Source organism: Streptomyces sp. NBC_00273 (assembly GCF_036178145.1).
Classification (GTDB): domain Bacteria; phylum Actinomycetota; class Actinomycetes; order Streptomycetales; family Streptomycetaceae; genus Streptomyces.
In genome coordinates this window covers 2,151,470-2,165,715 of record NZ_CP108067.1, presented here as the reverse complement: position 1 = coordinate 2,165,715, position 14,246 = coordinate 2,151,470, and the positions used below count along the sequence as shown (strand labels likewise).

At 72.1% G+C, this 14,246-nt stretch carries 10 protein-coding genes; 5 read left to right on the top strand and 5 right to left on the bottom strand.

What is annotated here, in order from left to right:
* Positions 1-30 precede the first annotated feature (30 nt).
* A complete protein-coding gene (locus OG386_RS09145) occupies positions 31-3,054 on the top strand; it encodes an alpha-mannosidase (protein ID WP_328787669.1) in 3,024 nt (1,007 codons plus the stop codon).
* Between the two features lie 30 nt (positions 3,055-3,084).
* Here OG386_RS09145 and OG386_RS09140 read toward each other — a convergent pair whose 3' ends face one another.
* Entirely contained in the window at positions 3,085-4,437 is a 1,353-nt protein-coding gene (locus OG386_RS09140) for an alpha/beta fold hydrolase (protein ID WP_328787668.1), read from the bottom strand.
* Between the two features lie 209 nt (positions 4,438-4,646).
* Between OG386_RS09140 and OG386_RS09135 the strand changes: the two genes are divergently transcribed.
* From OG386_RS09135 to OG386_RS09120, 4 genes are all read left to right on the top strand, one after another.
* Positions 4,647-6,671, top strand: coding sequence for an NADPH-dependent 2,4-dienoyl-CoA reductase (locus OG386_RS09135; RefSeq protein WP_328787667.1), 2,025 nt, complete (start codon positions 4,647-4,649; stop codon positions 6,669-6,671).
* Positions 6,672-6,717: 46 nt separating this feature from the next.
* Complete coding sequence (locus OG386_RS09130) at positions 6,718-7,131, top strand: PaaI family thioesterase (protein WP_030011856.1); 414 nt, start codon at positions 6,718-6,720, stop codon at positions 7,129-7,131.
* A gap of 106 nt (positions 7,132-7,237) precedes the next feature.
* Positions 7,238-8,569 carry an MFS transporter gene (locus OG386_RS09125; RefSeq protein ID WP_328793197.1) on the top strand — a complete coding sequence of 444 codons (1,332 nt, stop codon included), beginning with the start codon at positions 7,238-7,240 and terminating at the stop codon, positions 8,567-8,569.
* Positions 8,570-8,619: 50 nt separating this feature from the next.
* Complete coding sequence (locus tag OG386_RS09120) at positions 8,620-9,072, top strand: SRPBCC family protein (RefSeq protein ID WP_328787666.1); 453 nt, start codon at positions 8,620-8,622, stop codon at positions 9,070-9,072.
* Between the two features lie 107 nt (positions 9,073-9,179).
* On the opposite strand, the gene OG386_RS09115 is transcribed toward OG386_RS09120, so the two are convergent.
* From OG386_RS09115 to OG386_RS09100, 4 genes are all read right to left on the bottom strand, one after another.
* Positions 9,180-10,754: an alpha/beta hydrolase gene (locus tag OG386_RS09115; RefSeq protein ID WP_328787665.1), complete on the bottom strand. Its 1,575-nt coding sequence runs from the start codon at positions 10,752-10,754 to the stop codon at positions 9,180-9,182.
* A 194-nt stretch (positions 10,755-10,948) separates the two neighbouring features.
* Positions 10,949-11,554, bottom strand: coding sequence for a hypothetical protein (locus OG386_RS09110; protein ID WP_328787664.1), 606 nt, complete (start codon positions 11,552-11,554; stop codon positions 10,949-10,951).
* A 102-nt stretch (positions 11,555-11,656) separates the two neighbouring features.
* The gene (locus tag OG386_RS09105; RefSeq protein WP_443053306.1) at positions 11,657-12,619 is read right to left on the bottom strand and encodes an SCO0930 family lipoprotein; all 963 of its coding nucleotides are present in this window, start codon (positions 12,617-12,619) and stop codon (positions 11,657-11,659) included.
* Positions 12,620-12,800: 181 nt separating this feature from the next.
* The gene (locus OG386_RS09100) at positions 12,801-14,219 is read right to left on the bottom strand and encodes an NADH-ubiquinone oxidoreductase-F iron-sulfur binding region domain-containing protein (protein WP_328787662.1); all 1,419 of its coding nucleotides are present in this window, start codon (positions 14,217-14,219) and stop codon (positions 12,801-12,803) included.
* Positions 14,220-14,246: the final 27 nt, after the last annotated feature.

Sequence of the window (14,246 nt, the reverse complement as noted above, 5' to 3'; positions counted from 1 at the left end):
GTACCGACCACCCTCCCTGGAGCAGCAGTCATGCATGACGACCGCAGCATCACCGAACACCGCCTCCGCCGGGTCCTCAAGGAGCGCGTCAAGCCCGCCGTCCGCTCCCGCGCGGTCCCGCTGACCGTCGAGCGCTGGGAGGCCCCCGGCGAGCCCGTCCCCGTCGCCGAAGGACTCGCGGCGCACTACGAGCCCTGCGCGATCGGCGACCCGTGGGGCCCGGCCTGGGGCACCACCTGGTTCAAGGTCACCGGTACGGTCCCCGCGGACTGGGCCGGCCGCACCGTGGAAGCCGTCCTCGACCTCGGCTTCGACCGGATGATGCCCGGATTCCAGTGCGAAGGCCTGGTCCACCGGGCCGACGGCGGCGAGGTCAAGGCCCTCAACCCGTACAACGACTGGGTGCGCGTGGCCGACCGGGCCGAGGGCGGCGAACACGTCGAGTGGTACGTCGAGGCCGCCTCCAACCCGGTCCTGGTCGACCACGCGGCCACGTACGAGGGGGACCTGCCGACCAGCGGCGACCAGCCGCTGTACCGGCTCGCCCGGATGGAGCTCACCGTCTTCGAGACGGAGGTCTGGGAACTGGTCCAGGACCTGGAGGTGCTCTACGACCTGATGACGCAGCTCGACACCGCGGACGCCCGCCGGCACGAGATCCTGCGGGCCCTCGGCGCGGCGCTGGACGCCCTCGACCTCGGCGACGTGCCCGGCACGGCGGCCGCCGCCCGCGGATGCCTCGCCAGGGTGCTCGCCGCCCCGGCCAACGCCTCCGCGCACCGGATCAGCGCGGTCGGCCACGCCCACATCGACTCCGCATGGCTGTGGCCGCTGCGCGAGACCGTCCGCAAGGTCGCGCGCACGGCCTCCAACATGGTCAACCTGATGGACCAGCACCCCGAGTTCGTCTTCGCGATGTCGCAGGCGCAGCAGCTCGACTGGATCAAGACGTACCGGCCCGAGCTCTTCGAGCGGGTCAAGAAGAAGATCGCGGACGGGCAGTTCGTGCCGGTCGGCGGCATGTGGGTGGAGTCCGACACCAACATGGTCGGCGGCGAGGCCATGGCCCGCCAGTTCCTCTACGGCAAGAAGTTCTTCCTCGACGAGTTCGGCATCGAGACGCAGAACGTCTGGCTCCCCGACTCCTTCGGCTACACCGCCGCGATGCCGCAGATCGTGAGGCTCTCCGGCTCCCAGTGGTTCCTGACCCAGAAGATCTCCTGGTCCCAGGTCAACCGGTTCCCGCACCACACCTTCTGGTGGGAGGGCATCGACGGCACCCGCGTCTTCACCCACTTCCCGCCCGTCGACACCTACAACTGCGACCTCGGCGGCGCCCAGTTGGCCCACGCCGCCCGCAACTACCGCGAGAAGGGCCATGGTTCGCGCTCGCTCGTCCCCTTCGGCTGGGGCGACGGCGGTGGCGGCCCCACCCGCGAACACCTCGCCCGCGCCCGCCGCCAACGGGACCTCGAAGGCTCCCCGAGGGTCCGGATCGAGCGCCCGGACGCCTTCTTCGAGAGGGCCCGCGCCGAGTACGAGGACGCGCCCGTCTGGGCCGGCGAGCTCTACCTGGAGCTGCACCGCGGCACCTACACCTCCCAGGCCAAGACCAAGCAGGGCAATAGGCGCAGCGAGTCCCTGTTGCGCGAGGCCGAGCTGTGGGCGGCGACGGCCGCGGTGCGGGTCGCGGGGTACGCGTACCCGTACGGGGACCTGGAGCGGATCTGGAAGACGGTGCTGCTCCACCAGTTCCACGACATCCTGCCGGGATCGTCCATCGCCTGGGTGCACCGCGAGGCGCGCGAGACGTACGCGGCGGTGCGCGAGGAGCTCCAGGGCATCACCCTCGCCGCGCAGCAGGCGCTGGCGGGTCAGGGAGCCGAGGAGCTCGTCTTCAACTGCGCCCCGCACGCCCGCCGCGGCGTTCCGGCCGGCGGGGCCGGCCGCCCGGCCGCGGCGGGGGAGCCGGTCACGGTGGAGGAGCGGCACGGCGGCGGGCACATCCTGGCCAACGGCCGGCTGCTGGTGGAGATCGACCGCCGCGGCCTGATCGTCTCCGTCTACGACCTCGAGGCGCGCCGCGAGGCGGTCGCCCCGGGCGCCGCGGCGAACCTGCTCCAGATCCACCCCGACTTCCCGAACATGTGGGACGCCTGGGACATCGACGCGTTCTACCGCAACCGGGTCACCGACCTGGTGGAGTTGGACCGGCTGGAGGTCACCGGGAGCGGTCCGCGGGCGGCGACCGTACGAGTGACCCGCTCCTTCGGCCGGTCGGGGGCGGTCCAGCAGATCACCCTGCGGGCCGGGGCCAAGACGGTCGACCTCGTGACGGAGGTGGACTGGCACGAGACGGAGAAGTTCCTCAAGGCCGCCTTCCCGCTGGACGTGAAGGCCGAACGGACCGCGTCCGAGACCCAGTTCGGGCACGTGTACCGGGCCACCCACACCAACACGTCCTGGGAAGCAGCCAAGTTCGAGATCTGCGCCCACCGTTGGATCCACGCGGAGGAGCCCGGCTGGGGGGTGGCGCTGCTCAACGACTCCACGTACGGGCACGACGTGACCCGGGACGTACGGGCCGACGGCGGCCAGACCACCACGGTCCGGCTCTCCCTGCTGCGCGCCCCCCGCTACCCCGACCCGGAGACCGACCAGGGCTCCCACACGCTGGGCTTCTCGCTCGCGCCCGGCGCCGGGATCGGGGACGCGGTCCGCGAGGGCCACGCGCTGAACCTGCCCGAGCGGGTGGTCTGCGGCGCGGGCCCGGTCGCCCCGCTGGTCGCCGTCGACGAGGACGCGGTGGTGGTCGAGGCGGTCAAGCTGGCCGAGGACCGCAGCGGTGATGTGATCGTCCGCCTCTACGAGTCCCGCGGCGGCCGCGCCCGGGCCACCCTCACGGCGGGCTTCCCGATCACGGACGCGGTGGAGAGCGACCTGCTCGAACGTCCGCTCGCGGGCTCGGCGGTGGGCGTCCCCACCCCGGAGGCCCGGGTCCCGCTCACCCTGCGCCCGTTCCAGATCGTCACGGTCCGCCTGCACCGCGCCTGACCACCGCGGCAGTGGTCCCCGGCCCGGCCGTTAGGGTCGGGGACCGCTCTCCAGCGCGCTCCGCAGCTCGGCCAGGTGCTCGGTGTCCTCCGGGAGGTCCAGCAGATCGAGGGCGGCGAGTGCCCGGACGGGATCGAGGTCGCCGTACACGTCGTGGTGGCTGTGCAGGATGCCCCGGAAGACCGCCTCGTGCAGGGCCGGCACCCGGGTCGCGGCCCGGTAGACCGGCGCCTTGACCTGCCAGGGCACCGGTCCGGAGGCTTCCAGCACGCGCCGGGCGCGGCGCAGCAGGGGCTCCGGGGCGTCCGGCCACAGCTGCGTGACGTCCCTGCCGAGGACCTCGGTGAAGGCCGTCTCCGCGGTGTCGCGGTCCTCGAACCAGTCGACCCAGAGGGAGTAGACGATCGCTTCGCAGTCAGCGGGGGCAGCCAGCCGGGTGCGGTAGCCGTTCCAGAGCGCGCAGGCCGTGTCCGGATCCGAGGCGCCCCGGACGGCGAAGCCGATCTCGACGGTCACCCAGTACTCGTCGAGGAGGTCCACGAGGCCGAAGCCGAGCCGCAGCCGGCGCTCCGTGCCGAGGGAGTCGTCCCCGACGGCCGCCGCGGCCCACTCGTGGGCGACCTCGCTCGAGGTGAGCCGGCCCTCTTCGGACTCCCCGTCCGTCCAGGAGCCCCCGCTGGTCCGGACCACGCCGCGTTCGGCCAGCCAGAGTTCGGCCGATTCGCCGTCGGGCAGCCCGTCGAGGAACTCCACGACCGCCCGTACGAACTCCTGCGGCGCGGCGGCGTGGACGAGGTGCCCCACGGGGATCGTGGTCAGCCGTGCGTCGGGTATCCGGCCGGCCAGTGCCGCGAGGCGTTCCTGCAGGACGTGGCTCGCGGGGCCGCCGGCCAGTACCAGGGTCGGTGCGGTGATCCGACGGAACGCGTCCCACTCGTCGGGCGTGGGCCGCAGCCGCTCCTCCGGGGCCAGGAAGCAGTCCACGTCCACGGTTTCGGGCCGTATCTGCCGGCTGCGGCGGGGGATGACCGAGACCTCCTCCAGGACCAGCCGGGCCACCCGCCAGGGCTGGGCCTGTGCGACGAAGTAGGCCGCCTCCCCGCCCGTCGCGCGGCCGGCGAGGTCCACCCGCTCGAGGCCGAGGGCGTCCAGGAAGGCGAGCAGCTCGTCGCACATCCGCTCCGAGGACGGGTGCGCCGTCCTCTCCCCGCCGTGGCTGCTCATGTCCGGGACGTACACGCGACGCTCGTGCGCGAGCGCGTCGCGCAGCGGGGCCCAGTCGCCCTGCGCGGGCAGCAGCACCACGGGGTCGCCGTCCTCGGGGCCCGACACCTCGTACTCCAGGGGGAGGTCGTTCACGATCAAGGAGCGGTTTTCGATCATCCGGTCGACGCTACCGACCCGTGCCGTCCACCGGGCGCGGCCGGGCCGCGCCCGGTGGCGTGAACTCCGCCACAGGTACGGGAGGGCCGGCCCGGTGGGCCCTGGGATGGCGGGGCGCGGCGCGGGCATCCGCTTATGCACTTAGTTGCAAAACCCGCCTCGCCTCGCTAGAACAGGTTCATCACCCCCCGCGCGAGGAGGCGCCCCCCATGAGTTCCCAGAGCCGGTACCCGCACCTGCTGAGCCCCCTGGACCTCGGTTTCACCACCCTGCCGAACCGCGTGATCATGGGGTCGATGCACACCGGCCTCGAAGAGCACCAGGGCGGCTTCGAGCGGCTCGCCGCCTTCTACGCCGAACGCGCCCGCGGTGGCGCCGGTCTGATCGTCACCGGCGGCATCTCGCCGAACGACGCCGGCCGCCCCTTCGAGGGAGGTTCGCGCCTCACCACCGAGGACGAGGCCGCCGAGCACCGGGTGATCACCGAGGCCGTGCACGCCGAGGGCGGGAAGATCGCGATGCAGATCCTCCACTTCGGCCGCTACGCCTACCACAAGGACCTGGTCGCCCCCAGCGCCATCCAGGCCCCGATCAGCCCCTTCGTCCCGAACGAACTCACCGACGTCGAGGTCGAGCGCACCGTCGAGGACTTCGTCCGCGCCGCCCGCCTCGCCAAGCTCGCGGGCTACGACGGCGTCGAGATCATGGGCTCCGAGGGCTACCTGGTCAACGAGTTCATCGCCGCCGCCACCAACAAGCGCACCGACCGCTGGGGCGGCGCGTACGAGAACCGCGTCCGCTTCCCGCTGGAGATCGTCCGGCGCACCCGCGCGGCCGTCGGCGAGGACTTCATCCTCATCTACCGCCTCTCCATGCTCGACCTGATCCCCGGCGGCTCCACCCTCGACGAGGTCGTCCACCTCGCCAAGGAGATCGAGGCGGCCGGCGCCACCATCATCAACACCGGCATCGGCTGGCACGAGGCCCGCATCCCCACCATCGCCACCTCCGTCCCGCGCGGCGCCTACACCTGGGTCACCAAGCGGCTGATGGGCGCGGTGAGCGTCCCCCTCGTCACCAGCAACCGCATCAACACCCCGGAGATCGCCGAGGAGCTGCTCGCCGACGGCCGCGCCGACCTGGTCTCCCTGGCCCGCCCCTTCCTGGCCGACGCCGACTTCGTCGCCAAGGCCGCGGCCGGCCGCTCCGAGACCATCAACACCTGCATCGGCTGCAACCAGGCCTGCCTCGACCACACCTTCAGCGGCAAGATCACCAGCTGTCTGGTCAACCCGCGCGCCTGCCACGAGACCGAGCTCGTGCTGTCCCCGACCCGGACCAAGAAGCGCGTCGCCGTCGTCGGCGCCGGTCCCGCCGGCCTCGCCTGCTCGGTCTCCGCCGCCGGCCGCGGCCACGCCGTCACCCTCTTCGAGGCCTCCGGCCACATCGGCGGCCAGCTCGACGTCGCCCGCCGCATCCCCGGCAAGGAGGAGTTCGAGGAGACCATCCGCTACTTCGGCACCCAGCTCGTGGAGTCCGGCGTCGAGGTCCGCCTGAACACCCGCGCCGACGTGGAGACCCTCCAGGGCTACGACGAGGTCGTCGTCGCCACCGGCGTCACCCCGCGCACCCCCGACATCGAGGGCGTCGACCACGCCAACGTCGTCAGCTACCTCGACGTGCTGCGCGACGGAGCCCCCGTCGGCGACCGCGTCGCGGTCGTCGGGGCCGGCGGCATCGGCTTCGACGTCGCCGAGTTCCTCACCGACAGCGGTGAGGGCGCCGCCCAGGACCCCGAGGTCTACTTCCGCCACTGGGGCGTGGACACCACGTACGCCGGGCCCGGCGGGCTCACCGCCCCCGAGCGCCCCGCGACGCCGCGTCAGGTCCACCTCCTCCAGCGCAAGGCCACCAAGGTCGGCGCGGGTCTGGGTACCACCACCGGGTGGATCCACCGCGCAGAGCTCAAGCACCGGGGCGTCGTCTCGGTCGCGGGAGCCACGTACGACCGCATCGACGACCAGGGCCTGCACATCACCGTCGGCGGCGAACAGCACCTCGTGCCCGCCGACACGGTGGTCCTGTGCACGGGCCAGGAGCCGCGCCGCGACCTGTACGAGGCCCTGCGCGCGGCGGGCATCCCGGCCCACCTGATCGGCGGCGCCGACGTGGCGGCCGAGCTCGACGCCAAGCGGGCCATCCGACAGGGCACGGAACTGGCCGCAAGCCTCTGACCGAAAGGGGATTGTGGCGGTCCGGCCGGGCCGCCACAATCTCCCGGTGACGATCTCACCGGCAGATGCAGACAAGATCCTTTCCGACAACTTCGCCCCCTGGGTGCTCGCCCTCGGGCTGACCGTCCAGGAGACGGGCGAGCGGCACGCCGTGCTGCGCCTGCCCTGGTCGGACGAGCTGGCCCGGGACGGCGGCGGCCTGTCCGGCCAGGCCATGATGGCGGCCGCCGACACGGCCACCGTCATTGCGATCTCCGCCGCCCGCGGGACCTACGGGCCGATGACGACCGTCCAGCAGTCCACCAGCTTCCAGCGGCCGGTGGTCGGGGCCGACGTACTGATCCACGTACGGGTGACCAAGCTCGGCAAGCGGATGGCCTTCGCCGACATCACCCTGACCCCGGAGGGCGCCGAGGACCCGGCGGCCACGGCCTCCACGGTGTACGCCCTGCTCGGCTAGGGGATCTCGGGGCGAAAACGCGTTGGCGGGCGGCGGACCGGCTCGCCTACGCTCGCCCCCATCGGCCGACCACGAAGGCGGCCGGCGGGCACGGGGGAGCGGCACCATCTCGGCGGAATCCAGAACCCACGATTCGCTTCCGCCGCTGCGGCGGAACAAGGACTTCACCGTCTTCTGGCTCGGCCAGGCGCTGTCCGTGCTCGGCGGCTCCGTCTCGATGCTCGCGCTTCCGCTGCTCGTCCTCGACGCCACCGGATCCATCGTCCAGATGGGCCTGGTCACCGTCGTCTCGAGCGCCACCTCCATCGGCGCGGGGATCTTCGCCGGGTACGTGGTGGACCGGGTGGACCGCCGCAGGCTCATGATCGCCTGTGATCTGGTGCGGGCCGTGCTGTTCGGCGCGGTACCGCTCGTCTGGTGGGTCGCCGGGCCGCAGATCTGGCTGTTGTACGTGCTGACCGCGCTCGCCGCCGTACTGAGGACGCTGTTCGACGTCGCGTACGTGACGGCCATCCCCAACCTGGTGCGCACGCAGGACCTCACGGTCGCCAACGGACGGCTGATGGGCACCTTCGCCCTCGGGAACCTGCTCGGGCCGGTGGTGGCCGGCTTCCTCACGGCCGGAGTGGGCGCGGACTGGGCACTGGCCCTGGACGGGGCGACCTTCCTGGTGTCCGCCGTGAGCCTGGGGTGGGTCAGGTTCACCGCGCGCCCGGCCGGGGAAGGCGCGGACGGGGCCGGGGGCACGTCGCCGGCCGATTCCGGGGCCGGGGTGTTCCGGGAGATGTTCGTGGTCGGCTTCCGCTTCCTGTGGAGCAACCCGCTGCTGCGCCCGCTCACCGTAGGGCTCACCCTGTTGACCTTCGTCACCATGGGCGCCACCGACCTGCTGATCTACCGGGTCCAGCACGACCTCGGCCGGGACGCGGCCACCCTCGGCTACGTGATCGCCGTCAGCGGGGCCGGGTCCGTCGCCGCGGCCCTGACCGCGGGGCGACTGCGCCGGCTCCTCGGCTTCGGCACGTGCTGGCTCGCCTCGGTCGGGATGATCGCCGTCGGGGTGACGGTGACGGGCGTCAGCCGCAGCGTGCCGGTGATCGCCGCACTGGCCGCCGTCGTCATGTTCGGGATGACCCTGGGCGGGATCTGCAGCATGACCCTGCGCCAGGAGGTGACCCCGGACCACCTGCTCGGCCGGGTCACGTCCGCCTTCTGGACGGTGCACAACGCCTCGGGCCCGGTCGGCGCGGCCGTGCTCACGCTGTTGGCCGCCCGGCACGGGGTCCCGGCGGTCAGCCTGGCGGGCGGGGCGCTGTGCCTGCTGGTCCTCGGCGGCGGGCTGCTGACCCCGCTGCGCGGCAGCCGCGCGGGCGCGGCCGTGGTCGGGCCCGCCACCCCGGACCGGGAGCCGGCCGCGGAGCCGTCGGCGCGCGCGTAAGGTGCCCGTCTGGGATGGTGGACCACAGGTAGCCGCACCGAGGAGCCCACATGTCCGGACAGTTCGAGGCGAGCGTCGACATCGACCGACCGGTGGAGGCGGTGTTCGCCTATCTCGCTGACGGGCGGCACGACCCCGAGTTCAGCCCGCGCGTCCAGGAGATCACCAAGACCCCGGACGGCCCCACGGCCCTCGGCACGGTCTTCCGGAGCACGGTCAAGGACGCCGGGATGAAGACCGGCCGTGAGTTCCGCATCGTCGGTCTGGAACCGCCGCACCTGATCCGCTGGACGGAGCAGAGCCGCAACCTCATCACGGCGGAGGGCGGCTACGACCTCGAAGCCCTGCCCGGCGACCGCACCCGCGTCCGCATCTTCAACACCCTCGAAGGGCACGGCCTCGGCAAGCTGCTGGTCGGCTTCGCGGCCGGCGCGGCCCGCAAGGACGCCCCCGACTTCGGCCGCCGCATCAAGGCGGCCGCGGAGGCGTTCCTCCCCGCCTAGGCCGCCCCTTCCGGATCGTTGAAACCCGGGGAAACCGACTGCGGAGCCTGCCCGGGCCGAGGCGCCGGGCAGGCTCCGCAGGTCAACGCGTCGTGCTCCGGGCGGTGTCAGAACCGTCCGGGGGCGGACGGGAACGGCAGCGGCTTCGCGGGCGCCACCGGTCCGCGCCGCTCGGCAGCGGCCGGCGGGTTCTGGCACGTCACGTCCTGGGCGGGCAGCTTGCCCGTGGTCAGGTACGCGTTCACCAGGGCGTTGGCGCAGGACGTCGGGTCGGAGAGGTACACGCCGTGGCCCTCACCGCCCGCCGCCAGCACCATCCGCGAGCCCTTGAGGGCCTTGTGCAGGCCCTGGCCGCTCACCAGCGGGGTCTGGGAGTCCCACTCGTTCTGCACCGTCAGCACGTTGGCCTTCTTGTGCATCGGCGTGGCCGCTTCGACCGGCCGGTCCCAGAAGGCGCACGGCATGATGTTGGACGCGAAGTCCCCGTACAGCGGGTACCTGGCCTTGTCCTTCGCCGCGTCCCGCTCGTACTGCTCGGTGTAGCGGGGCCAGCTGCCGGTGTCCCCGCACGCCACGGCCCAGAACACGGCGGTGCCGTTGTCCGAGGCGGGCTCGGCGGCCGCGCCGCCGGCCAGCATCCGCTTGAGGTCCGTCGCGGTCGTGCCCTGGGGCAGCGGCTTGCCCTCGGCCGCGGCCTTCAGGGCCACGACCATCGGGGTGGCCTGCGCCGGGTAGAAGAACACCCCGCGCGCGGAGCGGATCACGTCCCCGTTGACCTTCATGCCCTCGAACTCGAACGGCTCCTTGTCGGCGCGCGCCACCAGGCTCCAGAACGTGTCGGACACGGCCTTCGGGGTGTCGCCCAGCCCGTACTCCACCGACCGCTGCGCCGCCCACTGCGTCCACCGCGCGAAAGCGGGCTCGGCCTCGGTGGCCCAGACCTGGATCATGCCGCGCCAGATCCGCTGCGGGTCCACGCCGCTGTCGAGCACGAACCGGTCCGTGCGGTCCGGGAACATCTGCGAGTACACCGCGCCGAGGTAGGTCCCGTACGAGTAGCCCAGGTAGGAAAGCTTGCGCTCGCCGAGGACCGCACGGATCGTGTCCATGTCCCGGGCCGTGTTGCGGGTGGTGATGTACGGAAGCACCGAACCGGCCTTCTCGCGGCACTTGTCGGCGACGGTGCGCGCCCAGGTCACGTCGGAGCCGAAGGTCTCCGGACGGTAGGCGTGGTTGAAGTCCTGCTCGGTGTCGGTCAGTCCGCAGGTGATCGGGCTGCTGGCGCCCACCCCGCGCGGGTCGAAGCCGATGAGGTCGTAGCGCTCCCGTACGTCCTTCGGCATCGCCTCGCCCAGCAGCAGCGGCAGGTCGAGGCCGGGACCGCCCGGACCACCGGGGTTCAGCAGCAGGGCGCCGTGCCGCTTGGCCGGGTTCTCGCTCTTCACCCGGGATATGGCGAGGTCGATCGTGCGCCCGTCGGGACGCCGGTAGTCGAGCGGGACCTTGAGCGTCGCGCACTCGTACGAGGCCGGCTGATCGGGGCTGCAGCGGTGCCAGGCGGGTTTCTGCCGAAGGTGGTCCGCGGCCTCGGTGGCGGAGGCCTGGGTCGCGGACAGCAGGGGCAAGGTGGTCGCGATGAGTCCGGCGGCGGCGAGGAGCGGTGCGAAGCGTTTCGGGCGCACTGAGCCGATCCTTTCGGTGAAGTCACTTACGCATCCACCTTGTTGCAGCCGGCGCCCGGCCGAATCATCCCGAAGGTTCGTGCCGTGTGCTCCTCACGAACGAGCCGACAACAGGACACGTGGCCGACACGCCGAAGTCGGCCCCCGGTTGGTCGTGTACCGGGGGCCGACGTGTGCGCGGTTCGGGAGCGGCCTCAGTGGCCGCCGCCCTGGCCGCCGTCGTGTCCGCCCTCGTGTCCGCCTTCATGTGTCTCGCCGGGCGTCGCACCGGGCGTCGCACCGGGTGTCGCACCGGTCGTCCCGCCGGGCGCCGCGTCAGGCGTCGCGCCGGGCGTTGCGCCGTGTGCGCCGCCGTGCGTGTCGCCGGTCTCCAGGGAGCCGCCGAGACGTCCGCGCAGTGTGGTCAGGGCTTCCTCCGTCGGCGCGGTGACGACCCATCGGTCGCCGACCAGGTAGAGGCCGCCGTATATCTTGGCCTCGGTCAGCCAGGAGCGAAGTCCCTGCTCAGCGGTGAAGGTGACCATGCGGTAGACGACCTGCCCGGCCTGGCACCCGCCTTGGCGCAAGTCCTCGACCTCCACGTTCACTTCGGCGGTACAGCCGATAGCCGTGGCGATCTGTTCGAGGGAGGTCCCGGGTGCCGCCGCCGCGGTCGCCGGGGCCTCGGCCGAGGTGTGCTGGGCCGCCGCCTTCGAGGAACAGCCCCCGCACAGCAGCGCGGTGACGCACACCGCCGCGACGGCCGTGAGCGACGTGCGGATCCGCCGGATCCGGCGGGTGCGGCGGTCGGTGGACGGCATGGTGACCTCTCTGGCTGATCGGGGAGGGGCCGTGGGGCCCGGGCGGGGAGGTACCCGGGCACCACGCGTTCCAGGGGCGGATCGGCGGGCCGCCGACAGGGGCTAGCCGACGACCTTGGCTTTCTTGCCCTTGTCGGTGATGGCGAACCAGAGGCCCTTGTTGTTGTGCCCGGTGGTGTCACCCGGTTCCTTGTCACCGGTGAAGGTGTAGACGGGCCAGCAGTCGATCGTCAATTGCTCGCTACCGTCGGGCCGCTTCACCTTTCCAATCAATTCAGGGGCGATTCCGTTTACCTTGTCCTTGTCGACCGGCTTCGCCGGCTTCCAGGTGTCCGTGCAGGCGTCCACGCAGCCGATCTTCATCGGCCAGGCGCTGTCCTTGTCGAACCGGTAGAGCGTCTTGCCCTCCCCGTCCTCGACGAGGGTTCCGAGCTGGGGGTTCTGGACGGCGGTGAGTTCGCCGCCCTTCGCCGCGGCGGCCGGCTTCTCTTCCTTCTTGTCTTCCTTCTTCTCTTCCTTCTCCGCCCCGGCCCCCTCGCCCTTGCTGGCGCCGGCCGGCTTTCCGCCCGGGCCCAGTACGTGCCAGGTGCCGCCGACCCCCTCGCCGAAAGCGTCGCCCGCCTTGGCGTCCTTGGAGTAGCGGTACACGGGCCACCCGGCGAGCGTGAGCTGCTTGGTGCCGTCGGCCCGTTCGACGGAGCCGAGGAGCGCGGCGTCGATTCCCGCGCTGACCGAGGCGTCATCGGCGGACACCGCGGGCCAGGCCGCGGCGCAGTCCCCCTCGCAGTTGGACTTGGGCGGCTTCGGCGTGTCCTTGTCGAACCGGTAGAGCGTGAAGCCCTCGCTGTCGGTGACCCCGGGGCCCAGGCCCGCGATCTCGTTCACCTTCAGCTGTCCGGCGGAGCCGCTCTTGCCGGCTGCACCCGCCGGGGCCGCTCCCGAACCGCCTCCGTAGGGGTCGCCGTAGCCGGAGCCGGCTCCTACCTGTTTGCTGTCGCCCACCGGCTGGACTGCAGGTGCCTTTCCCCCGTAATTGTCGGAGCTTCCGCATGCAGCGGTTGTCATCATCAGTACCGCGACCGCTGACCCGGCGAATATCTCACGACGCTTTATCTTCACGATCTCTCCTTCAGGTTCGGTTCCGCGTTTCCTTGCCCCCGGTAATTGATACGGGGCCGGGAGCGGTGGAAGCGAATATCCCGGGGAATTTGTCAGATCGCGCCAACATTGAACCCGGGGCATTGGTTCAGTCCTGGATGCGCAGCGCGAGGGCCGGGCAGCGCCGCACCGCGCGCAGCGCCTTCTGCCGCTGCGCGCGGGGTACGGCCATGGACGCCTCCGCCGGGAAGCCGTCGAGGTCGAGGCGGACGACATCGGGCAGGACGTCCACGCACAGCCCGTGGCCCCTGCAGAGGGTCCAGTCGACCAGCAGCCGCTCCGGACTCTCCTCGTCCTCGAACAGCGGAAGGGCGCCCAGCACCCGTCTGCCGCAGCCGCTGCCGAGCGCGTGGTCGCGGAACTCGTCCGGGAATGTCTTGAGCGCCGAGGCGACGAAGTTCGAGGTGCCGTCCGGATGGCTGCACGCGCCGCGTTTGAGCACCGCCTTCATCCGGAGCTCCAGCATCTCCAGGGCGGGTTTGCCCCCGCCCCGGATGGCTTCGTCCAGTACGTCGGCGATGGCGGGCAGCCCGCGTACGCAGGGCCCGCACTGGCCGGCCGACTCCTTGGCCAGCCAACGGGTCACACGTGCCACTTCGCCGGCCGGGCAGGTGTCCATGGGCAGCGGCATCACCGCCCCCGCCCCCAGCCGCGCGCCGAGCCGGTCGAGGGACTCGCGTGATATCTCGGCCGCACGTGCGTTCGCCGGAGTGAGCCATTTGCCGTGAAAGCCGCCGACCAGGACGCCCTGGCCCGGATCGGTGCCGCACAGTTCCAGGATGTAGGAGAGCGCGGCCCCGCTCGGCGTCTCGACGACCGTGTTGCCCGCCACCGTCAGCATGATGGTGCCCGGCTCGCTGGGCAGGCCGGTCGCACGGAAGTCCAGCGCGCCGAGCCGGGCGGCGACGGCCAGCTGGGCGAACGTCTCGGTGTTGGAGAACAGGGTGGGCACGCCGTTCAGGCCCCGGTCACTGGTACGCACCTTCTGGCCGGACGGCAGCGTCGGCCCGCCGTTCAGACCGTTCACGTGCGCCGTGCTCTCGCCGGTCACGAAGCGCTCGGGGAGCAGCTTGATCTGCACCCGGCGCCCTGCCGGGCCGCGTTCCGCGACGGCCTCCCGCAGTGACTGCTCCACGTCCCTCCGGGTGACGCCCACCACGACGTCCTCGGAGTTCAGCGCGGCGGCGGCCAGCAGGGCCCCGTCGAGCACCAGATGGGGGGTGTGCAGCAGCAGCGCGGTGTCCTTGAGACAACTCGGCTCGCCCTCACTGCCGTTGACGACGACGGCGGTCTGTCCGTCCCCGGCACGGGCCGACCGCATCACGGAGCGCAGTTTCTTGGCGAACGGGAAGCCCGCGCCGCCGCGCCCGCGGAGGTCGATGTTCTCGGCGAGGTCGACGAGTTCCTCCGGCCGGTAACGGGGCATTTGGCCGTGTGTCGTCAGATGGGCCACGCGGTCGAGCCGCGCGGCCTGGTCGAGCCCGGCCAGCAGCCGGGGAGCGCCCACGCAGCCGAGGCTGGGGCGCGGCTCACC

Coding starts and splice junctions, on each gene's coding strand:
- OG386_RS09140 (WP_328787668.1), bottom strand. CDS start 4,437: ATGATCGAAAACCGCTCCTTGATCGTGAACGACCTCCCCCTGGAGTAC.
- OG386_RS09120 (WP_328787666.1), top strand. CDS start 8,620: ATGTCCGGACAGTTCGAGGCGAGCGTCGACATCGACCGACCGGTGGAG.
- OG386_RS09135 (WP_328787667.1), top strand. CDS start 4,647: ATGAGTTCCCAGAGCCGGTACCCGCACCTGCTGAGCCCCCTGGACCTC.
- OG386_RS09110 (WP_328787664.1), bottom strand. CDS start 11,554: ATGCCGTCCACCGACCGCCGCACCCGCCGGATCCGGCGGATCCGCACG.
- OG386_RS09145 (WP_328787669.1), top strand. CDS start 31: ATGCATGACGACCGCAGCATCACCGAACACCGCCTCCGCCGGGTCCTC.
- OG386_RS09105 (WP_443053306.1), bottom strand. CDS start 12,619: ATGACAACCGCTGCATGCGGAAGCTCCGACAATTACGGGGGAAAGGCA.